The following is a 26,136-nucleotide window of genomic DNA, read 5'->3' on the forward strand; positions in this document are numbered from 1 at the left end:
CAACGAAGAAAAGGTCCTGATACATGGCGACGTGCGGCGAGGTATTGGTCAAGTTACTGGAGGGCTACGGGGTCGAGCAGGTGTTCGGCATTCCCGGCGTTCACACCGTGGAGTTGTATCGCGGTCTGGCCAGCTCTTCGATCAACCACGTCACACCGCGCCACGAGCAGGGGGCCGGGTTTATGGCTGACGGTTATGCACGCACAAGCGGAAAACCGGGCGTGTGCTTCATTATCACAGGCCCCGGCATGACCAATATCTCCACGGCGATGGGTCAGGCCTATGCCGACTCGATCCCGATGCTGGTGATTTCCAGCGTTCAGTCCCGCAGCCAGTTGGGCGGCGGCCGTGGCAAGCTGCATGAATTGCCAGCCCAAGGCGCGTTAGTCGCAGGCGTTGCCGCGTTCTCGCATACCCTGATGTCAGCGTCCGAGCTGCCGTCGGTGCTGGCGCGCGCCTTTGCGCTGTTTCAGGCGGGACGACCGCGTCCGGTGCACATCGAAATCCCACTGGACGTGCTGGTGGAGAACGCCGATCACCTGCTTGACAGCCAGCCAGTGTCGATCACCCGCGCGGGTCCGGCGCCCGCTGCGATCAAGCAGATGGCGACTCTGCTGGCCAATGCCAGGCGCCCATTGATTCTGGCCGGTGGCGGTGCCATCGACGCGGCCGCCGCGCTGACTCAACTGGCGGAAACCCTCGACGCGCCGGTGGCCTTGACCATCAACGCCAAAGGCATGCTGCCGTCGGACCACCCGCTGCTGATCGGCTCGACGCAATCCCTCGACCCGACCCGCGAAATCATCGAAGGCGCCGACGTCGTGCTGGCCATCGGCACTGAGCTGGCTGAAACCGACTACGACATCACCTTCCAGGGCCACTTCAAGATCCCCGGCACGTTGCTGCGCATCGACATCGACCCTGACCAGACCGTGCGCAATTTTCCGCCGAAGGTCGCGCTGGTGTCTGACGCGCAGACGGCTGCTGAAGCCTTGGTGGCCGCACTCGCCCAAGAACCGTTGACCGAACGTGCCAGCGATTGGGGCCATAAACGCGCCGCAGCCTTGAAGGCCACGCTCGATGCGTCGTGGGATGAAGCGACCCGTGGGCAGACGCTGTTCCTGAACACGGTGCTTGAGGTGCTGCCTGAGGTCATCATTGTTGGCGACTCCACCCAGCCGGTCTACACCGGCAACCTGACCCTGGACCTGGACAAACCGCGCCGCTGGTTCAACTCGTCCACGGGCTACGGCACCCTCGGCTACGCCCTGCCCGCAGCGGTCGGCGCCTGGCTCGGCAGTCAGGACGCTGGTGAGCGCAACCCGGTGGCCTGTCTGATTGGCGACGGCGGTTTGCAGTTCACCCTGTCGGAACTGGCCAGCGCGGTCGAAGCGCGCACGCCGATCATCGTCCTGCTGTGGAATAACCAAGGCTACGAAGAGATCAAGAAATACATGGTCAATAGGGCCATCGAGCCGGTCGGCGTGGACATCTACACCCCCGATTTCATTGGGGTCGCCAAGGCCTTGGGCTGCGCGGCCGAAGCGGTGAACGACGTAGGATCCTTGAAGGCGGCATTGCTCGCGGCGAACGACCGTCAGGGGCCGACCGTCATCGAAATCGACCAGCGCGGCTGGATGAATGGCTTGAAAGCATCATGAGTGAGGCGACTGTGTTGAATCCGGTTTTGGCAGGTCTGTACATCGATGGCAAATGGCGTTCTGGTGGCGAACAACTGACGGTGATCAATCCGTCGAATGAAGAGCGGCTGGCCATCGTCACGGGCGGCGACGCCAATGCCGTGAACCAAGCGGTGCAGGCCGCTCAGGCAGCGTTCGGAGCCTGGTCGAAAACCACCGGCGCGGCGCGGGCGATGATTCTGCGCAAGATCGCCAACGGGGTGACGGCTCGTCGCGAACGCTTGATGCAATTGCAATCGAGCAACAACGGCAAGCCAGGCTTCGAGGCCGCCATTGATGTGGACGACGTGATCGCCACGTTCAGCTATTACGCCGATCTGGCCGAGGCCTCTGACGGTCAGCAGAACCGTTCGGTGGAGTTGCCCACCGACGATTTCACAGCACGTTTGCGCCGTGAGCCGTGCGGCGTGGTGGGCTTGATCGTGCCGTGGAATTTCCCGATGGTCACCACCGCGTGGAAACTCGCCCCGGCGCTCGCCGCTGGCTGCTGCGTCGTGATCAAACCTTCGGAAGTCACCCCACTCGCCGAGCTGGAGCTGGCGCAAATCATCGCTGACAGCGGCCTGCCAACGGGCGTGTTCAACGTGGTCTGTGGCACCGGGCTGTCCGTCGGCGCGCCAATGTCCGCGCATCCCGGCATCGCCAAAGTCTCGTTCACGGGCAGCAATGCGGTGGGGGTTCAGGTGATGCAGCGGGCGGCGGAGACCATCAAGGGCGTCAGCCTGGAGTTGGGCGGCAAATCTTCGTTGCTGGTCATGGCGGACGCGGATCTGGACCTGGCGGTCGAACTGGCCAGTGGTGGCGGTTATTTCAATGCCGGTCAGATGTGTTCGGCCACCAGTCGGGTGTTGGTGGCGCAAGAACTGCTGACGCCGTTTCTGGAACGCATCGTCGCCAAAGCGCGGTCGATCAAGGTCGGCGGTCCGCAGGACGACGGCACGGAGATGGGGCCACTGGTGAATCAGGCGCAATACCGGCGGGTGCTCAATCACATCGAGGTGGGCAAAGTGTCAGGGGCTCATCTGCTGTGCGGCGGCCAGCGTCCCGACGATCTGACGCGCGGTTACTTCCTGGAGCCTGCGGTGTTCACGGACGTGCCGCTGGACAGCGCGCTGTGGCGGGAGGAGATATTCGGTCCCGTGCTGTGCGTGCGCGGGTTCAGTTCCGAAGCCGAGGCGATCGCGCTGGCCAACGACAGTCAATTCGGGCTGGTGGCCAGCGTGGTCAGTGGCAACAGCGAAACCGCCGACCGCGTGGCTAACGCATTGCACGCCGGTATGGTCTGGATCAACGCGCCGCAGGTGATCTTCCCGCAGACGTCGTGGGGCGGGTACAAGCAGAGCAGTCTGGGGCGCGAATTGGGGCCATGGGGCATGCAGGCGTTTCAGGAGATCAAACACGTCGTGCGGGCGGTTTGATCACACCGTTTTGCGCAGGCGCGCCAAGTCCCGCAACGGGGGTGCGCCAAACAGACGGCTGTACTCGCGGCTGAATTGGGACGGGCTTTCATAGCCCACCCGATAACCCGCCGCCGACGCTTCCAGCCCGTCCGCCAACATCAGGCGACGGGCTTCCTGCAACCTCAATTGCTTCTGATACTGCAACGGGCTCATGGCGGTGACGGCCTTGAAGCGGTGGTGCAAGGTTGAAACGCTGAGGTTGACCTCTCGCGCCAATTCTTCAATGCGCAACGGCTGATGAAAATGAGCGTTCAACCAAGTGATTGCCTGAGAAACGCGATGGGTCTGACAGTTGGAAATCGCGATTTCGTACAGCCGATAGCCTTCGCTCCCACGCAGCAAGCGGTAAAGAATCTCCCGCGTGATCAGCGGCGCCAACATCGGGATGTCCTTTGGGGTGTCCAGCAGGCGAATCAGGCGAATCACCGCGTCCAGCAACGACGAATCGATGCGCTCCACATACATCCCACGACCGCTGGGACGGGTCGGCACGCTCATCGGCCCGGCCTCGGCAATCAAGGCGTTGATGTCGGCCGGGTCGATGTCCAGACGCATGGCCAAGTGGGGCTCTTCCGGCGTGGCATAAATGACCTTGCCACTGATCGGCAGCGCGACCGACAGCACTAGATAATTCAGGGGGTCGTAGGTGAACAGTTCGCCGCCGAGGGTCACGTCTTTTCGGCCTTGAGCCATGATGCACAACGCGGGCTGCACCAGCCCCGGTACCGACTGCGTGGGCTGGTCGTGACGCACCATGAACAGCGATTTGATCACCGTCTGAAAGCTGCCATCACGGGGCGCGTGACGACGGATCAGTTCCGCCAACTCGGCACGCTGTTGCTCCATCTGCGTGCTCAATTCAGGCGCAGGTCGGGCTTCAGGCAGGCGGTCCGGCAATCCAGGAATGGCGGCAGTGGGCAGCATGGGAAAGTCCTCTGGCGAAGCGTCGATGCAGCACAGCTTATTTTTGTGCAAGCGCGAGCGTTAGGCGGATTCTGTCGGATGATTGCCTGATTCTGCCGTGGCTTCATCCGTTGTGCGACGAAGGGCCCTGTTCATCGGGGCGAATTGCTTGAAAGTCCGTTCGCAGGCGCGTGTGATTGTGGCCTCCCGGCGCCTCCTTATACGTACATCCGCGCAGAATCAGGCAATAACCGGGCAGTAATTGGCTAACGGCTCCTGCGCTGTGCCCACTAATCTTCACTTCCAGCCGCTACGTCTATTCCGATCGCGGCTGTTCCAAAGGAGCACAGACCATGCACAGCACTTCCGTCGTGAGCCATCTTGTATCCCTGCGCGCCAGTGCCGGAAACAGTGCGCAACTGGGCGCACGTCTGAGCGCATTGATCGGCCCCACCTCCCGCACCGCAGGCTGCCTGAGTTTCACCCTGCAACATTCCATGACCGAACCTGACATCTGGGTGCTCAGTGGCACTTGGGCGGACAGGTCGGCGATGAATGACTGGTTTTCGGCGCCGGAGCTGAAAATCTTCTCTGATCTCATGGTTGAACGGTTGGTCCGTAGTCTCGATTTTCAGACCTTCGCCAGCGTGACTGCGGCCCAGGCCCAGGCGGCCTATGTGTCGCCGGGTGTGCGGATGGCGGGGTGATCACCGCTCCCCATTTGTCCTGCGCAGATTCCAATCCAAACGTTTAAAATCCTCGCCTTTCCCTTTTCAAGGCAGGACTTCCCTTACATGGCACGCAAAGAATTTCAGCATCACGAAGCCGTTTCCGCCGCCGTTCCGGGCGAGGGTGGCTATAGCGCAGCGATTGCGGTGAAGGGATTGGGCGCGGGCGGTGCACCAACGTTTCATCGCGTGTTGGACGAGCAGAAATTCAAGACCGCACTGGCTGCCGATCAAGCCGCTGTCGAAGAACTGGAGCGGCTGATCGACGTGACGTCCGAAGGCGAACTGATGTTCGCGCAGGATTGATCAGGCTTTTGGCCGGTACATCTTGAACAGCGACTCCGGGCCCAGCTGGAAATAATCCGCAGGGCCACCCCCACGCAAGATCGGCTCCCCGGCCAGCGTGTCGTACACACCGTCTTTCAGCAGTCGCTTGGCGATGTGAATCGCCACCACCTCTCCCAGAATCAACCAGCTCGGCACCACTTCCTTGTCGGCCCGCTGCAGCTGGATGATCTGCGTCACTTTGCATTCGAACGCCACCGGCGTCTCTTTCACGCGAGGCACCGAAACAATGCGCGAAGGCTCGGCGGTCAGGTTTGCCAATTCGAATTCGTTGACGTCTGACGCCACCGGCGCGCAGCTCTGGTTCATCTGCTCGGCGAGCGGGCGAGTGACCAGGTTCCAGACGAATTCGCCGGTCTGTTCAACGTTGTTCAGGCTGTCCTTACGACCGATGCTGCAGAAACCAACGATCGGTGGCACGTAATTGAACGCGTTGAAAAAACTGTAGGGGGCGAGGTTGAGTTTGCCTGCTGCGTCTTGCGACGAGATCCAGCCGATAGGGCGCGGACCGACAATGGCGTTGAAAGGGTCGTGGCGAAGACCGTGGCCGTTCGCGGGTTCGTAGAAGTGAATCTCGTCTGACATGGCGAAGTCCTGAGGAGTAATGAGGCCGGGACATGGTGGCTGCCAGCCCTTTGAGTCGAGGCGTCATAGTGCAAGGCATTGAATCGGGACGCCATCCCCGGGCGGGTCGCAGGCAAAAAAAAGCCCGACATCAGTCGGGCTACAAAGGGAGTTCGGGAGGTGGAACGTAAAACGTGAATCCGGTATCAGCTGACGCGGTTGGCGCCTACGCGGTCGGCACCATCAGAGGCCAGGCGGTTGGCGCCCACGTGGTCCGAACCATCAGCGGCCTGGCGGTTATTGCCGACGCGGTCAGCACCGTCAGAGGCGAGGCGGTTGGCACCTACGTGGTCCGAACCATCAGCGGCCTGGCGGTTATTGCCGACGCGATCAGCACCGTCAGAAGCGAGGCGGTTGGCACCTACGTGGTCGGAACCGTCGGCAGCCTGGCGATTGTTGCCTACGCGGTCAGCACCGTCGGAGGCCAGACGATTTGCGCCGATATGGTCAGCACCATCGGACGCTTGGCGATAAGTACCGGTGTGCGACGCATTAGTGTGAGAAGAGCCGCCTTCAGCCACAACAGTACCGCTGGTAATCGCGTGTTGATCAGAAGAAACAGGCAGAGCAAATGCGCTCGATGCCAGAATGGAAAGACTAAGGCCAAAAATAAGGTTCGAAGTTTTCATGATGTTGACTCCAGGTGTAAGTTCAAATTTTCTTTAACTTGGGTATGGAGCTAATTCTACGCGCGCCTGCATTAAGTAGAAGTTAACAAGCTTGCTAACGACCATCGCCAAAAATGATAGTAGGGCGCAGCGCCCGGTTTTAAAGCGCTCCAGCGGTTTCTGATCCATGATGTGGCAATTTCTGTAGAAACAGACAGATTTGACTCTTGACTGATATTGGGTTTCGTGATTCGGTTTTTTTTCGTTGGTGGGCTTGCATTATTCGTCGACATTCACGAGGTTTATGTCGGCAGCGCGCGGGCTGAAACAAGAAATGACCTCAGCCGAACAGGAAGGCCCTGAGTACGCGGGTTTGAGGGAAAGTGAGCGAGCTGAAAAAATCAAGCCCGGCAGGAGCCGGGCTGGTAGGGAACTGCTTTTTGATCAGCTCAGGCGATTTGCACCTACGTGATCAGCGCCATCAGCGGCCAGACGATTTGCACCAACATGGTCAGCGCCATCAGCAGCTATACGGTTTGCACCAGCATGGTCAGCGCCATCAGCGGCCAGACGATTTGCACCCACGTGGTCAGCGCCGTCAGCAGCCACACGGTTGGCACCTACGTGGTCAGCGCCGTCAGCGGCCACGCGGTTGGCACCTACGTGATCTGCGCCATCAGCAGCGACACGGCCGATGTTGGTATGCGACGAACCGTTTTCAGCAACAACAGGTGCGTTCACGTGTTTGTTTGCATCAACAGCTGGAAGTGCAAAAGCGCTCGAAGCCAAGAGAGAGAAAGCGAGGCCGAAGATCAGTTTTTTAGTTTTCATGGTAGTTGCTCCAGATCGATTTAATTGAGTGGTAACTCGGTATGGAGTTAACTTTACTCGGCTCTGGATTAATAAAAAGTTAACAGCGTTAGTACCAATCATCGCTGAAATTGATACTGGGAAAAGCCACTGATGATTCAGCGACTTAGCTGCCATGACAGCAAAAAAAGGGGCAGCCACTGCCGTGGTTGCCCCTGTTGTAGGGTGCGAGAAACCGTGCTGCTCAAGAGCAGCGTACGGGTCAGTCGGTCTCGATCCGCGAGTGTTTGCGGGTGTCTTTCATGAACACGTACACCAGCAGCGAGCAGGCGATGCAGGCCGTGACGTACCAGTAATAACCGGTTTCCATGCCGATGCTCTTGAACCACAGCGCGATGTATTCGGCAGTGCCGCCGAAGATCGACACGGTCAGCGCGTAAGGCAGGCCCACACCCAGCGCACGAATCTCGGTCGGGAACAGCTCGGCTTTCACCACGGCGTTGATCGAGGTGTAGCCACTGACAATGATCAGCGCCGCCATGATCAGGAAGAACGCGCCCCACCACGTCTGAATGGTGTGCAAAGTGGTAAGAATCGGCACCGTACACAGCGTACCGAGCACACCGAACGCGATCAGGATCGGGCGGCGGCCTATCTTGTCAGACAGCGCGCCGATCACGGGTTGCAGCACCATGAACAGGAACAGCGTGGCCGCAGAGATAGTGGTCGAGTCGGTGATGCTCATGCCGACCGTGTTCACCAGGTATTTCTGCATGTAGGTGGTGTAGGTGTAGAAGGCGAGCGTGCCGCCCATGGTCAGGCCGACCACGGTCATCAGCTCTTTCGGATGACGCATCAGTGTGCGCATCAGGCTTTCTTTTGGCGCTTCCTTCTTCTGAGTGAAGGACTCGGTTTCTTCCATGCCGCGACGCAGGAACAGCGCGACCACGGCACACAGCGCGCCGATGGCGAACGGAATACGCCAGCCCCATGCGTTCAACTGCTCGGTGGTGAGGGTCTGTTGCAGCACGATCAGCACGCCCAGCGCGATGAGCTGACCGGAGATCAGCGTCACGTACTGGAAGCTGGAATAGAAACCGCGGCTTTTCTTGGTCGCCATCTCGCTGAGGTACGTAGCCGAGGTCCCGTATTCGCCGCCGACCGAGAGGCCTTGCAGCAATCGGGCGAGCACCAGGAGGATGGGGGCGCCGACGCCGATGGTTTCATAGCCGGGCGTCAAGGCAATGATCAGCGAGCCGAAGCACATCAGCAGCACCGAGGCCATCAGCGCTGCTTTGCGGCCTTTGCGATCCGCGTAGAGGCCCATCAGCCAGCCGCCGATCGGTCGCATCAAGAAGCCGACGGCGAAGATCGCAGCCGTGTTGAGCAATTGAGCGGTGGTGTCGCCCTTGGGGAAGAAGACTTTGGCGAAATAGAGGGAAAAAGCGGCGTAGACGTACCAGTCATACCACTCGACCATGTTGCCGACCGAACCGCTGAAAATGGATTTCAGGCGACTTCCGGTGGTTTTTTCGGCAGCAGGTGCGGCGGTGGCGCCGTTTGAGGCAGTGTTGGGGATAGCCATGGGTTTTCCTGCAAGTCATTGTTTTTAGAGGGAGCGCAGTGATGCGGTCTGGCGACTGTGATAGCAGGAGATGTGCCAAGGCTCTGAAGGCCCGGTTTAGAGGGGGTGGCAGGTTTGTGATGAGCGGAAATCCGCTTATTACCTATCCGGGCATGCGCGGAAAATCGCCGATACCGGGTTGCCCGTATCCATTGTAGGAGCCGGCTTGCTGGCGAAAGCGGCGTGTCGGGTGAAGGCGATATCACTGACCGGCCGCCTTCGCCAGCAAGCCGGCTCCTACAGGGCTATGCGTTGTCAGTGGGCAGGAAATCCTCCCGCACCAACCCATGGCGCTGCATCTTTTCGTTCAGGGTGCGGCGGGGCAGTTGCAGTTCGTTCAGCACGGCCTTGATATCGCCCTTGTGCCGACTCAACGCCGAGCGCAAACAATGGGCTTCAAACGCTTCTTGTTGATCCACGAGCGACTGACCCACTGGCAAATCAACGGAGGCCGGATTCTCCAGCCCCAGCACTTGCCGCTCGGCCGCGTTGGCAAGCTCACGCACGTTGCCCGGCCAGTCGTGGTTCAGCAGATGGCTCAACTGGCCACCACTCAAGGTCGGCACGGGGCGGCCCAGTCTTTCTGCCGATTGCCGAGAGAAATGCCCGAATAGCAGCGGAATGTCTTCGCGCCGTTCGCGCAGCGGCGGCAGACGGAGTTCGGCAATGTTCAGGCGATACGCCAGGTCTTCACGAAAACGCCCGGCGCGGGCCTCGTCCAGCAGGTCAGGTTTGGTCGCGGCGATGATCCGCAGATCGACGTCGATGCTCAGGTTCGATCCGAGCCGCTCAAGACGCCGGTCCTGAATCACCCGCAGCAATTTCACCTGCTGGGCCAGCGGCATGCTTTCGATTTCGTCGAGAAACAGCGTGCCGCCGTCGGCGTATTCCAGCTTGCCGATGCGTTTGCCCTGAGCGCCGGTGAAGGCGCCGCTTTCGTGACCGAACAGCTCGGCTTCGAACAACTGCTCGGGAATAGCCGCGCAATTGACCGCCACGAACGGTTTCTTCGCCCGGGGCCCGAAATCATGCAGGCAACGAGCGACCATTTCCTTACCGCTGCCGGTTTCGCCGCGGATCAACACGTTGACCGGGAGTTGGGCCAGATCCTGCACCTGCCGTCGTAAGGTCTGCATCATTGGTGACAGGCCCAGCAGCGTAGCGTCGAGTCGCGTTCGGGTGTCTGCCTGTTCATGCAGGCGGCGGTTTTCCAGGACCAGGGCGCGTTTCTCCAATGCACGACGCAGGCTGCTCAGCAGCGTTTCGGGGGTGAAGGGCTTTTCCAGAAAGTCGTACGCGCCATCGCGCATGGCCTCGACCGCCATCGGCACGTCGCCATGACCCGTGAGCAGAATCACGGGCAGGTCGGCATCACGGGTCTGTAATTCAGCGAGCAATTGCAGACCCCCCATGCCGGGCATCCGCACGTCGCTCAGAATCACGCCTGGAAAATGCGCGGGCAACGTGGCGAGGCAATCTTCGGCGCGGCTGAAGAGCTGCACCTCGAAACCGGACAATGACAGCCATTGTTCGACAGCTTCGCGAATGGGTGCCTCGTCATCGACCACAATCACCGAGTTCAACATGCGGGTTCGGCCTCCGGGGCCTGTGTCAGGGAAAAGGAGAACTGAGCGCCATTGTTGCGGTTTTCGGCGCACAGGCGACCGCCGAGCTCGTGCACGATGGCGTAAGACACGGCGAGGCCCAGACCAAGGCCGTCGCCGACCGGTTTGGTGGTGAAGAACGGGTCGAAAATATTCGCCAGATGCTCATCGGCAATCCCGCCGCCGCTGTCGGAAACGGACACATGCCACTGGCCATTCGCATCCTCGATGCGGATTTCCAGACGCTTGAGCGGTTTATCGCTCATGGCGTCCAGCGCGTTGCGCAACAGGTTGATCAGCACCTGCTCCAGACGAATCGCGTCGCCGCGCACCCAGGCCGGCCGGTTCATGTCCAGTACGCAACTGACGCGTTCCTCACGAATGCGCGCATCCAGCAACAGCATCGCCTGATCAACCACGCACGCCAAGTCCACCCGTTCGCGCAGTCCGCTGGGGCTTTTGCGGGCGAAGGTCTTGAGATGGCCCGTGAGGGCGGCCATGCGCGTCAATTGCTGGTCGAGCGGGGCAAGCGCCTTGTAAGCGTCATCGACCCGGCCGTGGTCCAGCAACAGACGCAGCGTCGCCAGTTGCATGCGCTGCGCGGTGAGGGGCTGATTGATTTCGTGAGCCAGCGCGGCCGACATCTGGCCCAGCGCCGCCAGTTTGGTCGATTGCACCAAACCGTCCTGCGCGGTGTGTAAGTCGCGGGTGCGCTCGTCCACCAGTTGCTCCAGCTCTTCGCGGCTGCGTTGCCGAAGACGAGCAAGGCGCCAGCGTTGATAGAGGAACAGCCCCAGAAACACCAAAGTCAGCCAGATGCCCGCAGCGGCTAGCGCAGCGTTGCGGACGTCTTCAGTCGCGGGTTGGGGTTTGCGCAGCAGGTGCAGCGTCCAGCCTTCGGGCTGCAGCGGCAGGGATTGCCAGAGAAAATCTTCCGCGCCATGGGGGCCGACGATCCGGCTCAGGTGGCTGTTGTCGTTGAACTCACGCAGGGGCTCATGGATAAGGGGCGACAGCGGCTGTTTGTCGTACTGGCGCGTGCGGGTCAATTCGGCGCGGTCCCGCTCGGACAGCGGTCGAAGCGCGCGATAGCGCCAGCCTGGCTGATTGGCGATGAACACGATGCCTTTGGCGTCGCTGACCAACAGCAGATCGTCGCCTTGCGCCCAAGTGTGTTCAAGGTCCGGGAACTCAAGTTTGACAACCATTGCACCGATGAACTGCTCTTCATCGTCGTAGACAGCACTCGACAAGAAATAACCTGGAATGCCGCTGGTCACGCCCACGGCGTAGAAACGCCCGACACCATTGGCCTTGGTCTGGGTGAAGTAGGGGCGAAGGCCATAATTGTGGCCGACGTAGCTGCTGGGCAGCCGCCAGTTGCTGGCGCCGATGGCCAAGCCGTTGCGGTCAAGCAGCTCCAGCGTGGAGGATCGTGCCGCGCCGTTGATCTGTTCCAGCTTGAGGTTGAGGGTCTGAGTGGTTTCAGGGCTGACAGGGCCTTTGAGCGCATCGCGCAGTTGCGGGTCCAGCGCCAGAACGGCGGGCAGGGCGCGATAGCGCTCGATCAGGGTTTGCAAGGTGTTGGCGTAAAGCGACAGCTGGCCTTGCGCCCGTGCGGCGTCGTCTTCCAGTGAGTGGCGTTGCGCCTGATGCATGGCCAGCGTCGCGGCAATGACTGCGCCTGCGAGAATCAGGATGGTCGATAAGAGAAGACGGGCGGAGCGAGGCATGGCAAGACCCCGTAGAGGTCGCTTCATGGTAGGCGCTGGGCAGCTGGCGAAGGCGGTGTATCAGTCGATGCATTGTCGACTGATTTGACGCGGTCGCCAGCAAGCCGGCTCCTACAGTTGGGGGCGGCAGGCAACAGGTCTATTGCAGGGTGAAAGTGGTCTCTTTCACGTCTTCGGAGTCAAGACCGATCATCAGCTTGAAGTCACCTGCCTCAGCAGCGTATTTCAGCGACGGGTTGAAGAACTTCAAGTCTTCCTCGGTCAGCGTGAAGCTCACGGCTTTTTCTTCGCCTGGCTTCAGCATGATTTTCTGGAAATTCTTCAGCTCTTTCACCGGACGGCTCAACGACGCTGCCACGTCACGCAGATACAGCTGGACCACGGTTTCGCCCGCGACCTTGCCGGTATTCTTCACCTGAACCGTGGCGGTCAGCTTGTCTTTTCGGGTCATCTTGTTGATCGACAGCACGATCTCCGAAACGCTGAACTGGGTGTAGCTCAGACCGTAACCGAACGGGAACAGCGGGCTGGTCGGCTCTTCGAAGTAGTTCGACGTGTAGTTCGAATCGTTCGGGCGATACGGACGGCCAGTGTTCAGATGGTTGTAGTACGCAGGGACCTGACCCACGGAACGCGGGAACGTCATCGGCAGTTTGCCCGACGGGTTGTAGTCACCGAACAGCACGTCTGCCAGCGCGTTGCCGCCTTCGGTGCCGAGGAACCAGCTCTCGACCATCGCATCGGCCTGTTTGTTTTCTTCACCCAGCGCCAGCGGACGGCCATTCATGAGCACGATAACCAGTGGTTTGCCGGTGGCCTTGAGCGCTTTGATCAGGTCGCGTTGACGGCCCGGGAGCACCAAGTCCACTCGGCTTGCGGCCTCATGGGACATGTTGCGGGACTCACCGACCATGGCAACCACCACATCCGACTGCTGAGCGACCTTGACCGCTTCATCGATCATGTCCTGCTCAGGACGTCCGTCGATGTGAATCTGGTCGTCCATTTTGTCCAGGTAAGCGATGGCTTCCTGATTGTCCGTGACATTGGTACCCGGTGCGTAAAGCAGCTTGGCCTTGTCGCCGACGGCATTGGCCAGACCGTCGTAAGCGCTGACGGTCTGACGGGCCAGGCCCGCAGCCGACCAGCTGCCGAGCATGTCCAGCGAGCTTTTCGCCAGTGGGCCGACCACGGCGATCGTGCCTTGTTTCTTCAGGGGCAGGGTGCCGTTGTCGTTCTTCAGCAGGACCACGCTGCGACGCGCAACGTCACGAGCCTCGGCGCGGTGCAGGCGGTTTTCGGCATCGCGGTCGACCGGGTCGTCGACTGCGGCGCCAATGCGCAGGTACGGGTTGGCGAACAGGCCCATTTCCCATTTCGCGCCGAGGACTTCACGCACGGCATTGTCAACTTCCTGAACCGACACTTCGCCGCTCTTCACCAGCGCGGGTAATTCTTCGCCGTACGCCTTGTCGTTCATGCTCAGGTCGACGCCAGCCTTGATCGCCAGCTTCGCGGCTTCGCGGAAATCCTTGGCGACGCCGTGATCGATCAGTTCCTTGATGGCGCCGTGGTCGCTGACGGTCACACCTTTGAAACCCCAGTCCTTGCGCAGCACGTCTTGCAGCAGCCATGCGTTGGCGGTGGAGGGCACGCCGTTGATCGAGTTCAGCGCGACCATCACGCCACCGGCGCCCGCATCAATCGCGGCGCGGTACGGTGGCAGGTAGTCCTGTTGCATGCGCACCGGGCTCATGTCCACGGTGTTGTAGTCGCGGCCGCCTTCGACCGCGCCATACAACGCGAAGTGTTTGACCGCCGCCATGATGCTGTTCGGCGCCTGGGTACTGGTGCCCTGGAAGGCGCGGGTCATGGTGGCCGAGAGGCGCGAGACCAGGTAGGTGTCTTCGCCGAAACCTTCTGAACTGCGGCCCCACCGGGCGTCACGGGTGATGTCGACCATGGGCGCGAAGGTCATGTCCACGCCATCGGCGGCGGCTTCGATAGCCGAAACGCGACCGGCTCGGGTTACGGCGTCCATGTCCCAGGTCGATGCCAACCCCAGGCTGATCGGGAAAATGGTGCGCTGGCCGTGGACCACGTCGAAGGCGAAGAACATCGGGATTTTCGTGCGGCTGTGAAGCACTGCGGCATCTTGCATCGCGCGGTTGTCTGGCAGTACCACGGAGTTGAACGTCCCGCCGATACGTCCCGCCGCGATTTCCTTGACGATTTCCGACTTAGGCATTTCCGGCCCGATGCTGATGAGGCGCAATTGGCCGATTTTCTCGTCCAGCGTCATCTGCTTCATCAGATTGGCGATGAACGCATTCTTGGCTTGCAGCGTGGAGGCATTACTGGCGGGTTTGACGGCGGTTTCAGCCCAGGCGGACTGACTGGCCAGACCGATGACAAGACTCAGTAAACACAGCTTATTCATGAATGATTTTCTCAAGGCGTGGACCGGCAACTCGCGCGAAATACCGGGTGGCCTTTGTTTTGGAGTGAAACCTTTGGTTTTTATTGTCATCAGGACGAGGCGGTCGCTGAACTCCTGGCGCATCAGGGCATCAGTAGCGCAGCGAGTTTTATCCGATTGCAGCCCGGCAATCCAGAGCCTGACGACGTAATGGGCCAAGATTATGCCGGGGATCGTCTGATTTGGCTAAAGTCATGTCTGACGGGACGACCAATGAAGGCATACCAAGGAGCGCGCAGGCCATGCAAATCGAGCGTTATGGGCACATTAGGGGCAGTCGTTACAATTTGTCACTGGCATTGCTGATGCTGCTGAGCACCCTGCTGGCGGGGTGTGGCATCAACAACATTCCGACCTACGACGAACAGGTCAAATCGGCCTGGGCGCAAGTGCAGAACCAGTACCAGCGTCGAGCTGATCTGATTCCCAACCTGGTGGAGACCGTGAAGGGCTACGCGAAACAGGAGCAGGACACCCTGACCGCGGTGATCGAAGCGCGGGCCAAGGCGACGTCGATTCAGGTGGATGCCAGCACGTTGAATGATCCGGCCAAACTCAAGCAGTTCCAGGACGCCCAAGGTCAGCTCACCGGCGCGTTAAGCCGGTTGATGGTGGTCTCCGAGCGCTATCCGGATTTGAAATCCAACCAGAACTTCCTCTCATTGCAGTCGCAGCTCGAAGGCACGGAAAACCGCATTGCCGTGGCCCGTCGTGATTTCATCGCTGCCGTCGAGAAATACAACACGGAAATTCGCACCTTCCCCGGTCGCATCTGGCATTCGGTGATGTACAGCGATTTGCCGATTCGTCCCAACTTCGAAGCCACTGCTGCGGACGCCGATAAGGCCCCGCAAGTGAAATTCTGATGCAGTGGGCGCGGCGGGGCGTCGCGGTGGCATTACTGGCAATGCTGGTGGGTGTGTTCGCCCAGCAGAGCGTCGCCGAGATCAAGTTTCCACCGTTGAGCGGCCGCGTGGTCGACACAGCGGACATGATCGACAACCCCGGCAGAGAGCATCTGTCCCAGATGCTGCGGGCGCACGAAGAGTTGACCACCGAGCAGGTCGTGGTGGTCACGGTGCCCAATCTTCAAGGCAGCACGATCGAGGACTATGGCTATCAGCTGGGGCGCTACTGGGGCATCGGCCAGCAGGGCAAAGACAACGGCGCGCTGCTGATCGTCGCCAAGGAAGAGCGCAAGGTGCGGATCGAGGTCGGGTACGGCCTGGAAGATCGTCTGACCGATGCGCAGTCGTCGGTGATCATCAACCAGATCATCACCCCGGCGTTCAAACAGGGTGATTTTGTCGGCGGCATCAATAAAGGCACGGAGGCTATCGTTCAGGTCCTGGGCGGTGACCCGCTCGCCGAGCCGGTGGTGGGCGCGACAGGCGGGGATGACGTGACCGACTGGCGCATGAGCCTGCTGTTCTTCGTGCTGTTCGTGGCGGCGGCGTATATCAGCATCCGTTGGGGCGGGGGCATTGGATTCATCGGTTCGAGCGGTTCAGGCGGCTTCGGATCGGGGGGCTCAAGTTCTCGCGGCTCGGGCTCCGGCGGCATGAACGGAGGTGGTGGCAGTTTTGGTGGGGGCGGCGCCTCCGGTGGCTGGTAGTCGATGGCTCTCTATAAGGCATGACCCATGGCATTACTGACGGAAGACGAGCAACGGCAAGTCGCAAAGGCGATTGAGGCGGTCGAGCACGACACGGATGCTGAACTGGTGACGGTGCTGGCCGCCAGTGCTGACGATTACGCGTATGCCCCGTTGATTTGGGCGGGGCTGGTCGCGCTATTGCTGCCGGGGTTGATCAATTTTTATCCAGGCTGGCTTAACGCCAATGAGCTGCTGTTGACCCAGATTGCGACCTTCATCGTGGTCGCATTGCTGTGCCGATTGCCCGCTATCAGCACGCGACTGGTCCCGGTGTCGGTTCGGCATTGGCGTGCGGGCAGCCTGGCCAGGCGGCAGTTTCTGGAGCAGAACCTTCATGCGACGCTCAACGGCACCGGGGTCTTGATCTTCGTCAGCGAGGCCGAGCGCTACGTCGAGATCATCGTGGACGACGGGATCGCCCGGCACGTGGACGACATGGTCTGGCGGTCGATGGTCGACGTGTTCACGCGGCAAGTCAGCGAGGGCCGGATTCTCGACGGGTTTTTGGGGTGCATACGGTCCTGCGGTGAGGTGTTGAGCGATCAGGTGCCGGTGACGCAGGCGCGCAATGAATTGCCGAATCGGTTAGTGGTGCTGGAGTAGTCTGATCCGATCATGCGGGCATGAGGTGGTAAATATTTATATCCACCTCAACCCCGTACCCGCCTAAAATGACGGCCTTGCATTTTTCGCTTCCCGAGGCTTCACCCGATGTCCGCTACTGCCCCCGCCGTCTTGTCTGCGCAGGATCACCGCGCCCAGTTCCTGAGCCTGCTCGACACCTGCCTGACGCAGAACTCGCTGATCAAGCTGGTGCTGGCCAAGTATGTCGGCAGCGAGGCCGATCTGCAGCGGATCATCATCAAGCCGACCACGATCAAGGATCAGCCATGCCTGTCCTTCGTCTATCGATACAAGACCCGCGACATCACCAAGAATCACCCTCTGACTGAAGCCCAGGCACTGATCGCCAATCTGCTGCCCGAGGCCTTCAAGAACGCGCATTTGCTGTCGCTGACTGACGAAGTGCAGCTGGAATTCAGCAAGAAAGGCAAAAGTACGCTGTTTCGCAACACGTCCCGGCAGCAGCGTGAAGCGCCCTCCGCCGAGCACGATCGCGAGAAGAAGCGCTATCTGGAGTTGAGCCGTCCGTTTCTCACCGACTTGGGTGTCACCAATAAACAGCATGAGCTGATTCCGGCCATGTCGCGCAAATGGAAGCAGATCAACAAATTCATCGAGGTGTTTTCCCACGCCCTGACGACATCGCCCATCGAGCTCGACAAGCCGGTGACGGTGGCTGACTTCGGTTCAGGGAAGGGCTATCTGACGTTTGCCATTCACGATTACCTGCGCAATACCTTGCAAGCAGAGGGCGAGGTGACTGGCGTCGAACTGCGTGAAGACATGGTCACCTTGTGCAACAACGCCGCCGCACGCCTTGAGTACCCAGGGCTGGTCTTCAAGTGCGGTGACGTGCGTTCGGTCGTGCCCGGAGAGCTGGACGTGATGATCGCGTTGCATGCCTGCGATATCGCCACCGATTACGCGATTCACACGGGTATTCGCTCCGGTGCGTCGATCATCATGTGTTCGCCGTGCTGCCACAAACAGATCCGGCTGCAGATCCAGAGCCCAAGCCTACTCAAGCCGATGCTGCAATACGGTTTGCACATGGGCCAGCAGGCGGAGATGGTCACCGACGCCTTACGGGCGTTGTTGCTGGAAGCCTGCGGCTATGAAACCAAGGTATTCGAGTTCATTTCGTTGGAACACACCAACAAGAACAAGATGATTCTGGCGGTTAAACGCGCCACGCCAGCGGACCCTGTCGAGTTGCTGGCGAAGATTCGGGAATTGAAGGCGTTCTACAACATTCAGGAGCAGTGCCTGGAGACGTTGCTCCAGGCAGATGGCCTGCTCGGCTAGACTCGGGTGGCGACCACGGGTTTCGGCGCGATGACGGCGGTCTTGCGTCCGATGGCCAATGTCACGACAACGCCAGCGGCAAAGAACCACGTTATCGGGTCGATGTGCTCACCGAAAAACAGCGCCGAAAAGGCCATGGTGAAGAACAGCTGCACCAACTGGATCTGACTCACCCGTGCTATCCCGCCCATTGCCAACCCGGCATACCAGGCGAAGAAACCGATGAACTGCGAGAACAGCGATACATAACCAAATGCCCACCAGGTGCCCATGGAAATGGCCCCTTGGTGCTGAGACGCCAGGTAGCCGACGGGGATGATCAGCACCGGGATTGAAATCACCAGCGCCCAGCAGATGACCTGCCATCCGCCCATCTGCTTGGCCAGTCGCCCCCCCTCGGCATAACCCAGTCCCCCCACTGCCACAGCGCCGACCATCAACAAATCCCCGGCTTGCAGATTCCCGGCACCGCTGATCAGCGCGTAGCCCAACACCAACACGCTGCCCATCGCCGCACAGATCCAGAATGCACGGGAGGGGCGTTCATGGGACAGCCACGCCGCGTAGATGGCGACCAGCAATGGCTGCAGTCCGTTTACCAAAGCACCGTGGGATGCTGGCAGCGTCTTCATCGCCCATGCCGACAGGACCGGAAAGCCGATGATCACACCCAGCGCGACGACCAGCAGTGCCTTGAATTGCGCGAAGGTCGGCAGCTTTTCCCGCCGCCACAGCAAAAGGGCGGCTGCCGGGATCGCCGCGACGAGCGCTCGGCCCAGGCCATTGAGCAGCGGGTGGATTTCCTGAACGACGATGCGGGTCATGGGCAGGGTAAGGCTGAAAATCACCACCCCGACCAATCCGAGGATCATGCCGGTGTTTTCGCGAGAAGACATGCTGAATCGTGCCTTGTTGTTATAAATGAAAAGAAGGCATTCATTCAGCCACAGATCGCACGTTTTTCCCCTTAACAGCTGGCGACAGAATCAACCGTACACTTTGGTTTCACGGGGGAAGCGCCGTTTGTGAGGATTTTTTCAACGGCCCGCTTCCCAGCGTGAATCTTGGTGCAGAAATTGAATGCCATCTTCCTGCAACAGTTTGAGGGTCAAATTGCTGCCATAGAAAACCAGCCAGGAGAACCATCGTGTCGGTCATCGGAAAGTGGGCGTTGCAAGGTGTCGTAGTGTTCGTGTTCGCATGGATGGCGACCGTAGTGGCTCAATGGTCAGGTAGCATCGTCAAATCGACGAGCAGCGACCGCCTTGCCGCGCTCAGCAGTGTTCGGCTATCGACCGAATCAGTGGCCGCCAGCGTTGGGAAAAAGGCGCAGGGCAATGCCGTCGTCGTGGGAGCGTTGTCGGAAAGTAACGAGTAAGCGTGCGCGGTTGGGAAGATTGGGAGCGGTGTGGTTTGAGCGGTGAATGACCGGACCTTTTGAGGTCCGGTTTTTGTTTGCGAAGTCATCCAAGGTTTGCGGTAGGGAAAAAATTTCTCTAGTATCCGCCCTCATGGCTACTGTACAAACCGACCGTAACTGGAAGATCAAGATTTATCCGGACGACCACGCCCCGCGGCATTTTCACGTGCAGACGCCGGATGGAGAGTCGCTAGTACAGATCGATGGCTTGAGAGTGCTCGGTAAAGGTGCCGAACCCAAAGCTCTGAAAGCTGCATTGATGTGGGCTCGTAGCCACACCGCCGAGTTATGGCGAGTGTGGTTTGAGCAAAACCGGAGAACCTGATATGCCAAGCAAATTACGTATTGCTGCCGTTCGACCTGTTACAGGCAAACAATCACTTACCGTCGACTGGAACAACGGTAAGCGTCACACCATCGACTTGTCGGCGATCCTGGATCAGTTTCCTGCTATGGCAGCGCTGAAGAACCCCGAGCGATTCGACCAGGTCGCAGTGGGTGAGTGGGGATTTGATGTCACCTGGGGAGATGACCTTGAACTGGCTGTGTCGACGCTGCATCGCTTGGCGCTCGAACAATCCGGTGAAGTGATGCCCACCCGCGATTTCAAGCATTGGATGGCAAAGAACAACCTGTCGCTCTCCGCAGCTGCGGTCGAGCTGGGCTTTACCCGCCGGACCATTACCGCTTACAGCAGCGGTGCGGCACTGATTCCCAAGCACGTTGCTTTAGCGTGCAGAGGATGGGAATACGAGCACCGCTGAAGGTGGCGATGTAAGAGATAGCTACCGATGCGAGTGGGATGATTCTGAGTTTTTGCCCGAGCCTTGAAACGCTGCATTTAGCTGCTCATAATTCGTTCGTCATCAGCGAAAGCTGAAAGGAGTCTGGATCTCTCTTCGGAGATTGACCCAGCGGCGCAGCTGGAGCGATGCAAGCTCTGCGGCGTGTCGATAGAAGCCGCCTTCGGGCGGCTTTGCTTTGGCTGGAGAAAAGGATGCCTCTGTATTACCTGCCCAAACAGGGTGACGTGCTGGTGTGCGATTTTACGAGGGGGGTCGTGCCCCCTGAAATGGTCAAAGTTAGAAAGGTCATTGTGGTGTCTCAGGCCAGTAGGCATCGTCGTCGACTTTGCACAGTCGTTCCCATATCTACGACATCTCCGGAGACAGAGTTGGATTGGCACCATCTCCTGCGAGAGAACCCACTGGTTTCGGACGGCACAAAACAGTTATGGGTGAAGTGCGACATGATTTACACCGTCAGCTTTGACCGGCTCGACAAGGTTCATCGGAAGACACGTAAAGGAAGAGAGTATTACGTCCCACGATTGAGTCGAAATGACCTCGACGCGGTCATTGGCGGTATCAGAGCCTATCTTCCGTTATGAAGGAGGCGATCTGAACGAATCACCCCTTCTTCAACTCCACCGTTTCTTTCAACCGAGCCACCGGCACCGACAATTCCGGTTTCCCCAGTGGATGGCTCGTTGCATCAAAAAACTTCAATTCAATGTTCTGCCCTTCGAACAGCGCCCTGTAATGCCGCTTGCGGTGCTGAATGAACGCTTCACTGCGGGGCAGCACGGAGATGGCGAGGGTTTTCGGTCTCGCTTGCAGGATGGCATTGAGGATGTGCCTATCCTGTTTGCCCAGCGTATGGCCAAAGAGGCATAAGTCACCCTGATGCCGGGCCAGTTGCGCGTGGCAGTAGGACAGGTAATCCGAGCCACGGATGATCTTCATCTTGTCTTCGCTACGGCCTTCGCAGACGAATAAGGGCACATCGTCCAGCGCGTTGACGGCGAAGCTACCCAGCAGCGTGCTTTCCGATGACTGCAATTTCCGCGCGGTGCCATCGAAGTTTTTCACCAGATGCATCCCGCCGTGCAGGTAGAGGATGCGGGTGGCGTGGCTGTCGGTTCGGTGCAGGTTGAATTCGGCGTCTTCGTCGAACAGGTCGTCGAATGGCTGGGCGCCGTGCATCACCGCCCAGTAGGCCAATAGATCGTAGTTGGTCGAGTAGACGGTGGTGTACTGGCTCAGGGCCTGGCTGATGTGGGCGATGGTAGATGGCTCCATCAAACGCCACGGGATGTGCGCCGAGCGGATGCCGTGGATCAGCGCTTCCTTGATCGCGAAATAGCGATTGCGAGGTGACGACGAGCCAATGGTCAGGGCCGCGTTCACCCGCATCGCGACCTTGAGGCCACTGAGCACCGGTTCGAAGTTTTCGGTCTCCATCGATTTGAACAGCGCCAGTTCGGTGGGACTCAGGGGCTTGTTCCGGGTCGTCTGGGCCAGTTCGAATAACGAGTCATAGGCGAAGTTTTTCCACACGGCCAGACTGGCGCCGTTGCCCAGCAGCAATCCTGTGCAGGGATGGTCTGTCTGCAACTGGCTCCAGTCGGCCAGTTCGGCATCAAAATCGGTGAGTTCCATCGTCTCGCTTCGCTGTCAGGTGAGCAGGTGCTGACCGGGGTCAGAACGGAGTGGACTTATAGGAACACAGGCCGGGCTTGTCAACGGCGCATCCCTCCAAGCTTCCCTCAACCCACCGCTCGGCAGAAAGTTCGAACCCGCCCAACCTCGGCTTCTCTAACTCCATGAACCCCACATCCGGTTCGCTGAGAGGTGCACATGACAACCGATCCAGTGAATACCCCCGCCGCGCAAAGCCCCGGCCCCAACCCCAATCCTATGGAAACGGCCCGTGGCAGCGAGGCCGAACGACAGGCGCACGAGTTCGAGCGGGTTGAAAACACAGACGATAAAAAGCGCGATACCCCTCCACCCCAAACCTGGAAACATCCGGACGACGGGAAAAGCCTGTCGGAAAAAGACGAAGAAATCCCTTTGAAACCCTGAATCGCTGGTTGATCACTCAACAATACTCTCTGAACGAGAGGGAGGTTCCCATGCAAAGCACGGTACTCAAAACGCACCTCAACGGTTACGACGTCATCAACGTTAACAACGGGCCGTGGCGGGTTTGCACCCATCACGATCGGCTTGGCTCATTCGATACGCGCGAGGAGGCCATGGCCTACGCGGCCTCGTTGCCTGTGTACAAAGAAAGGTCGGCGCCGAGTGCCGACGCGGATGACATAACCGAGAAGAAAGGGGCGGGAGCGGAGGGAGAGACGAAGCACTAAGTCGGCCTGCACATCGGGAGCCCCTCGAAAGTCGGGCTCCACCTTTGAGGCTTTCACGCAAAGCCTGCAAACAGGCTTTCATAAGGGATGTTCAGCCCGTCATGGAGGCGTTTGATCATCCCCAAACTGAGGCTCCGCTTGCGATTCAACACTTCAGAGACCCGCCCGCTAGGCCCTATGTAGGGTTCAAGATCTCGCGGTGTGAGCCCCTGTTGTTCCATTCGAAATTTAATGGCTTCAACCGGGTCACTGACATGGATCGGATATCGGATACTGCTTGTTTTCATATACCTCGATCAGCGTGACGAGGATCTCCATTTCATCCGCCTCAGGCGTTCCCTCCTCAGCCTGAAATACCACCCCGAGCCGGGTAAGCGCTTGGCGCAGATCGTCGTCATTACGAATAGGCTTAATATTCATTGATTGTCTCCACATCAATCTCGTCATACCGCTTATGAGTCCCGATGAATTTCACCCAGACGATGCCAGCCCGGTGCTGCATTTCTGTCACAAAGCGGTATTTATTGCCGCTGATGTTGAAGACCACTCGATTGTTACCGCAGATGCGGGCAGTGCCAAAATGATCTTTGACGTCTTGCGAGGTTCGCCATTCAGCTCTCGCAGTTTCGTCGTGCCAGCTTTCGAGGGACGATCTCGAATCATCTTTTCCAGGCTCATGCCAGAATCTGACTAATGAGCTTTTAGCAATAATCCGCATTGTTCAGCTTTCTCCCGTTTTGGGAGATTCAAGGCGATTCGCCAAGCATCAGCAATTCAACCGAGACGATAGCCCGATAGGCGAAATGTAATGCTTTGTATCAACACCCCATCCCACGCATCTCCATTACAAATCCCTGAAAATCCGCCAAGCCTCGGTTGATAGACTTTCGCTGTTGTGAATGCGATTTATTATCTTTCATGAAGGCCGACCGATGTCCTCCCCAACAAAACTCAATCTCCAGCGCAGCGTCAGTCTGTCGCTTGCGTCTTCCCGTTCTCCCACGCTGGCGCCGTTGATGGGCCTGGCGACGTTCATGGCGTTGCCGATGTCGAGCTGGGCGGGGGGGCAGGATCAGGCTGCCAGCCCGACAGCGGGAGATTTGACCCTGCCGGCGACCAGCATCGACAGCCAGTCCGATGCGCCGTATAACGCCGCGAAACTCAGTTCGTCCAAGTCGACCGAGCCGCTGCTGGACACGCCGCAAAGCGTCACGGTGGTCTCGTCACAGGTGCTTAAAGAGCAGAACGCCCAGAGCCTGAAAGACGCGCTGCGCAATGTGCCGGGGATTACGTTCAACTCAGGTGAAGGCGGCGGTGGGGTGGGGGACAGCCTGACCATTCGCGGTTTCAATGCCGACGGCAACATCTACCGCGACGGCGTGCGCGACCCGGCCAAATATTCGCGTAACGATTTCTTCAACACAGAATCCGTGGAAGTCCTCAAAGGCTCCAGCTCGGCAGGATGGGGCGTGGGGGCGACAGGCGGGGCGGTCAATCTGGTGACCAAGGCGCCCGTACTTGACGACTTCAACCACGTCAGCGCGGGCGTCGGCACGGCGGATTACCGTCGCGGCTCGTTGGACGTCAACCACACCTTGGACGGTCTGGGAGAAGGGGCTGCGTTCCGGCTGAACATCATGGGCAACAATTCCGGCGTCGATGGCCGTGACTGGGTCAGCGACGAGCGTTACGGCTTTGCGCCTTCGTTGGCGTTGGGCCTGGGCACGGACACGCGGTTCACCGTCGGTTACGAATACATCCACGACAACAGCAACCCGGACTACGGCATTCCCACCGTCAACGGCACCAACGGCAGCAGTCCGAGCCGTGCCGGGGGCGCGAGCTGGAACAGTTACTGGGGCTGGCGCAATCTGAACTACGAAGACAACGAATCCCATCGTCTGAACATGAAGTTCGTCCATGACTTCAACGATGCGCTGAGCGTGGACACCCAGTTCACCTATTTCCACCTGGACCACGATTACTTCATCACCACGCCGGGTGGCGACACAACTGCGGGCGCGCCTGGCATTCAGGCAGGCAACGGCATCTTCCGTCGCAACGTCAACACACCGGGTCGCAGTCAGACCAACGAGACCTACAGCAACCAGACCAATCTGATCTGGAAGGTCGACACCTTTGGCATCGGCCACACGCTGGTGGGCGGGTTCGACCTGAGCAAGCAGACACTGGATTCGAAAACCGGCGCTCTGACGGCGGCTGACCGCGCCCGTATGGGCAGTCTGCCGGTGGCAAGCAACGACTGGTCGCGTTATCCGTTCAGTGCCAACACCTACACCTCGGCCAAGCAATCGGTCGAGCAGACGGACAAGGCGTTCTACGTCCTCGACACGCTCAAGTTCAACGACAACTGGCAACTGCACCTGGCGGCGCGTCAGGATCACTTCGACACCCGCGTGACGGACAACGAAAGCCGCGCCAGCCAGACAGCAGCGTTCACCGACCTGGGCCATTCCGATCAGTCGGAAAAACTCACCAGCGTGCACACGGCGCTGGTCTATAAACCGGTGCTCAACGGCAGCTTCTACATCAGCTACGCCAACGCCAAACAGCCGTCCGGCGTGCTGGCCGTGGCGCAGACCGGCAGCATCGCGTCGACCAAGGGCGATCGCGGCAAGACCTACGAACTTGGCACCAAGTGGGAGCTGTACGACGGCGCGCTGGAGCTGACGGGCGATGTGTTTGAGACCAAGCGTCAATTGACGTTCATCGATGACGACGAAGGCACTGCGTTCACCGGCGGCGAAGAGCGCGTGCGCGGTCTGGAGCTGTCCGGCACAGGCAACATCACCCGCAACTGGTCGGTGTACGGCGGCTACATTCACGAGAACAGCAAGCTGGTCAAAGGCTACAATGGTTCGGAAGAAGGGCTGGAGCTGGCGAACACTCCGCAAAATGCCCTGAATCTCTGGACCACGTACAAACTGCCGCTGGACCTGTCGGTCAGCTACGGCGTGCGCTACGTCGATGAGGTAAAAATCTACCGTGGCCAAGGCGCTGTGCTGACCCGCAACGGCGAGACGACTGTGCCGGACTACGTGGTGCACGACGCGATGGTCAGTTGGCAGGCCACCCGCGATCTCGATGTGCGGATGAACGTAAACAACCTGTTCGACAAACACTACTGGTCCACCTACAACGGCCGCGGCTACGGTGTGCCGGGCGCGGGACGCGGGCTGATGTTGAGCGCCGATTTCTCGTTCTGATCACGGCAAGGCAACGGCGCGGGCGTTTGACCGGTACTCCCCGATGGGTCAAACGTTCGCGCTTTCTTGTCAGCGAGGTTCATCCCGCATAATCTCGAAAACAAATGGCCGAGCGGCCAGGTTCGTACTAA

26 protein-coding genes and 1 pseudogene are annotated in these 26,136 nt (G+C 59.4%); 15 read left to right on the forward strand and 12 right to left on the reverse strand.

All coding sequences use genetic code 11. From position 1 onward, the window contains the following. Positions 1 to 23: 23 nt before the first annotated feature. Together ACIQAL_RS20435 and ACIQAL_RS20440 are read left to right on the forward strand one after the other, a co-directional pair. Positions 24 to 1,661, forward strand: coding sequence for a 5-guanidino-2-oxopentanoate decarboxylase (locus ACIQAL_RS20435; protein WP_401148801.1), 1,638 nt, complete (start codon positions 24 to 26; stop codon positions 1,659 to 1,661). Next, entirely contained in the window at positions 1,658 to 3,118 is a 1,461-nt protein-coding gene (locus ACIQAL_RS20440; RefSeq protein WP_401148804.1) for an aldehyde dehydrogenase family protein, read from the forward strand. The genes ACIQAL_RS20435 and ACIQAL_RS20440 overlap by 4 nt, the downstream gene beginning before the upstream one ends. Here the strand turns inward: ACIQAL_RS20440 and ACIQAL_RS20445 are convergent, their stop codons facing one another. Further along, positions 3,119 to 4,006, reverse strand: coding sequence for an AraC family transcriptional regulator (locus ACIQAL_RS20445; protein WP_341964480.1), 888 nt, complete (start codon positions 4,004 to 4,006; stop codon positions 3,119 to 3,121). A gap of 410 nt (positions 4,007 to 4,416) precedes the next feature. Here ACIQAL_RS20445 and ACIQAL_RS20450 point away from each other — a divergent pair, with 410 nt between their 5' ends. Both ACIQAL_RS20450 and ACIQAL_RS20455 read left to right on the forward strand, forming a co-directional pair. Further along, positions 4,417 to 4,770: an antibiotic biosynthesis monooxygenase family protein gene (locus ACIQAL_RS20450; RefSeq protein ID WP_401148806.1), complete on the forward strand. Its 354-nt coding sequence runs from the start codon at positions 4,417 to 4,419 to the stop codon at positions 4,768 to 4,770. 87 nt (positions 4,771 to 4,857) lie between these two features. After that, positions 4,858 to 5,097, forward strand: coding sequence for a hypothetical protein (locus tag ACIQAL_RS20455; protein ID WP_166596572.1), 240 nt, complete (start codon positions 4,858 to 4,860; stop codon positions 5,095 to 5,097). Here the strand turns inward: ACIQAL_RS20455 and ACIQAL_RS20460 are convergent, their stop codons facing one another. From ACIQAL_RS20460 to bglX, 7 genes are all read right to left on the reverse strand, one after another. After that, a complete protein-coding gene (locus ACIQAL_RS20460) occupies positions 5,098 to 5,721 on the reverse strand; it encodes a flavin reductase family protein (protein ID WP_401148809.1) in 624 nt (207 codons plus the stop codon). A 185-nt stretch (positions 5,722 to 5,906) separates the two neighbouring features. Beyond that, on the reverse strand, positions 5,907 to 6,389 hold the full coding sequence (locus tag ACIQAL_RS20465; protein ID WP_401148812.1) for a hypothetical protein: 483 nt from the start codon (positions 6,387 to 6,389) through the stop codon (positions 5,907 to 5,909). A gap of 423 nt (positions 6,390 to 6,812) precedes the next feature. Further along, the gene (locus tag ACIQAL_RS20470) at positions 6,813 to 7,199 is read right to left on the reverse strand and encodes a hypothetical protein (RefSeq protein ID WP_401149299.1); all 387 of its coding nucleotides are present in this window, start codon (positions 7,197 to 7,199) and stop codon (positions 6,813 to 6,815) included. 241 nt (positions 7,200 to 7,440) lie between these two features. Then, positions 7,441 to 8,763 carry an MFS transporter gene (locus tag ACIQAL_RS20475; protein ID WP_401148814.1) on the reverse strand — a complete coding sequence of 441 codons (1,323 nt, stop codon included), beginning with the start codon at positions 8,761 to 8,763 and terminating at the stop codon, positions 7,441 to 7,443. Between the two features lie 284 nt (positions 8,764 to 9,047). Further along, a complete protein-coding gene (locus ACIQAL_RS20480) occupies positions 9,048 to 10,388 on the reverse strand; it encodes a sigma-54-dependent transcriptional regulator (protein ID WP_401148816.1) in 1,341 nt (446 codons plus the stop codon). After that, the gene (locus ACIQAL_RS20485) at positions 10,382 to 12,139 is read right to left on the reverse strand and encodes an ATP-binding protein (RefSeq protein WP_401148819.1); all 1,758 of its coding nucleotides are present in this window, start codon (positions 12,137 to 12,139) and stop codon (positions 10,382 to 10,384) included. Before ACIQAL_RS20485 ends, ACIQAL_RS20480 begins: the two co-directional genes overlap by 7 nt. A 139-nt stretch (positions 12,140 to 12,278) precedes the next feature. Beyond that, positions 12,279 to 14,579 (reverse strand): beta-glucosidase BglX, encoded by a 2,301-nt coding sequence (bglX, locus tag ACIQAL_RS20490; RefSeq protein WP_401148821.1) that lies wholly within the window; start codon positions 14,577 to 14,579, stop codon positions 12,279 to 12,281. 281 nt (positions 14,580 to 14,860) lie between these two features. On the opposite strand from bglX, the gene ACIQAL_RS20495 reads away from it, so the two are divergent. From ACIQAL_RS20495 to ACIQAL_RS20510, 4 genes are all read left to right on the forward strand, one after another. Continuing rightward, the gene (locus ACIQAL_RS20495) at positions 14,861 to 15,484 is read left to right on the forward strand and encodes a LemA family protein (RefSeq protein WP_166596580.1); all 624 of its coding nucleotides are present in this window, start codon (positions 14,861 to 14,863) and stop codon (positions 15,482 to 15,484) included. Continuing rightward, positions 15,484 to 16,233 (forward strand): TPM domain-containing protein, encoded by a 750-nt coding sequence (locus ACIQAL_RS20500; RefSeq protein ID WP_401148824.1) that lies wholly within the window; start codon positions 15,484 to 15,486, stop codon positions 16,231 to 16,233. The genes ACIQAL_RS20495 and ACIQAL_RS20500 overlap by 1 nt, the downstream gene beginning before the upstream one ends. A 27-nt stretch (positions 16,234 to 16,260) precedes the next feature. Beyond that, entirely contained in the window at positions 16,261 to 16,878 is a 618-nt protein-coding gene (locus ACIQAL_RS20505) for a TPM domain-containing protein (protein WP_401148827.1), read from the forward strand. A 108-nt stretch (positions 16,879 to 16,986) separates the two neighbouring features. After that, positions 16,987 to 18,204, forward strand: a complete 1,218-nt coding sequence (locus ACIQAL_RS20510; protein ID WP_401148829.1) for a class I SAM-dependent methyltransferase — start codon at positions 16,987 to 16,989, stop codon at positions 18,202 to 18,204. Here ACIQAL_RS20510 and ACIQAL_RS20515 read toward each other — a convergent pair. Next, complete coding sequence (locus ACIQAL_RS20515) at positions 18,201 to 19,100, reverse strand: DMT family transporter (protein ID WP_166596584.1); 900 nt, start codon at positions 19,098 to 19,100, stop codon at positions 18,201 to 18,203. The genes ACIQAL_RS20510 and ACIQAL_RS20515 overlap by 4 nt on opposite strands. Before the next feature lie 251 nt (positions 19,101 to 19,351). Here ACIQAL_RS20515 and ACIQAL_RS20520 point away from each other — a divergent pair, with 251 nt between their 5' ends. The 4 genes from ACIQAL_RS20520 (at position 19,352) to ACIQAL_RS20535 (ending at position 21,014) form a co-directional block, all read left to right on the forward strand. Continuing rightward, positions 19,352 to 19,582 carry a hypothetical protein gene (locus ACIQAL_RS20520; RefSeq protein WP_401148831.1) on the forward strand — a complete coding sequence of 77 codons (231 nt, stop codon included), beginning with the start codon at positions 19,352 to 19,354 and terminating at the stop codon, positions 19,580 to 19,582. A gap of 46 nt (positions 19,583 to 19,628) precedes the next feature. Further along, on the forward strand, positions 19,629 to 19,949 hold the full coding sequence (locus ACIQAL_RS20525) for a DUF4160 domain-containing protein (protein ID WP_401148832.1): 321 nt from the start codon (positions 19,629 to 19,631) through the stop codon (positions 19,947 to 19,949). Position 19,950: 1 nt separating this feature from the next. Continuing rightward, positions 19,951 to 20,388: a DUF2442 domain-containing protein gene (locus ACIQAL_RS20530; RefSeq protein WP_401148834.1), complete on the forward strand. Its 438-nt coding sequence runs from the start codon at positions 19,951 to 19,953 to the stop codon at positions 20,386 to 20,388. 233 nt (positions 20,389 to 20,621) lie between these two features. Beyond that, on the forward strand, positions 20,622 to 21,014 hold the full coding sequence (locus tag ACIQAL_RS20535; RefSeq protein ID WP_401148836.1) for a type II toxin-antitoxin system PemK/MazF family toxin: 393 nt from the start codon (positions 20,622 to 20,624) through the stop codon (positions 21,012 to 21,014). A gap of 19 nt (positions 21,015 to 21,033) precedes the next feature. On the opposite strand, the gene ACIQAL_RS20540 is transcribed toward ACIQAL_RS20535, so the two are convergent. Then, a complete protein-coding gene (locus tag ACIQAL_RS20540; protein ID WP_401148838.1) occupies positions 21,034 to 22,065 on the reverse strand; it encodes a DUF4917 family protein in 1,032 nt (343 codons plus the stop codon). 198 nt (positions 22,066 to 22,263) lie between these two features. Here ACIQAL_RS20540 and ACIQAL_RS20545 point away from each other — a divergent pair, with 198 nt between their 5' ends. Together ACIQAL_RS20545 and ACIQAL_RS20550 are read left to right on the forward strand one after the other, a co-directional pair. Next, entirely contained in the window at positions 22,264 to 22,491 is a 228-nt protein-coding gene (locus ACIQAL_RS20545; protein WP_401149323.1) for a hypothetical protein, read from the forward strand. A gap of 50 nt (positions 22,492 to 22,541) precedes the next feature. Beyond that, a complete protein-coding gene (locus ACIQAL_RS20550; protein ID WP_401148841.1) occupies positions 22,542 to 22,778 on the forward strand; it encodes a DUF2188 domain-containing protein in 237 nt (78 codons plus the stop codon). A 53-nt stretch (positions 22,779 to 22,831) separates the two neighbouring features. Here ACIQAL_RS20550 and ACIQAL_RS20555 read toward each other — a convergent pair. Together ACIQAL_RS20555 and ACIQAL_RS20560 are read right to left on the reverse strand one after the other, a co-directional pair. Then, positions 22,832 to 23,198, reverse strand: a pseudogene (locus tag ACIQAL_RS20555) (type II toxin-antitoxin system HigA family antitoxin). Further along, a complete protein-coding gene (locus tag ACIQAL_RS20560; protein ID WP_401148844.1) occupies positions 23,188 to 23,496 on the reverse strand; it encodes a type II toxin-antitoxin system HigB family toxin in 309 nt (102 codons plus the stop codon). Before ACIQAL_RS20560 ends, ACIQAL_RS20555 begins: the two are co-directional and overlap by 11 nt. A 214-nt stretch (positions 23,497 to 23,710) precedes the next feature. Here ACIQAL_RS20560 and ACIQAL_RS20565 point away from each other — a divergent pair, with 214 nt between their 5' ends. Then, positions 23,711 to 26,005 (forward strand): TonB-dependent receptor, encoded by a 2,295-nt coding sequence (locus ACIQAL_RS20565; RefSeq protein WP_401148847.1) that lies wholly within the window; start codon positions 23,711 to 23,713, stop codon positions 26,003 to 26,005. Positions 26,006 to 26,136: the final 131 nt, after the last annotated feature.

Origin of the sequence: Pseudomonas sp. NPDC088368, assembly GCF_044753445.1 — a bacterium.
In the GTDB taxonomy this organism is placed as follows: Bacteria; Pseudomonadota; Gammaproteobacteria; order Pseudomonadales; family Pseudomonadaceae; genus Aquipseudomonas; species Aquipseudomonas bambusae.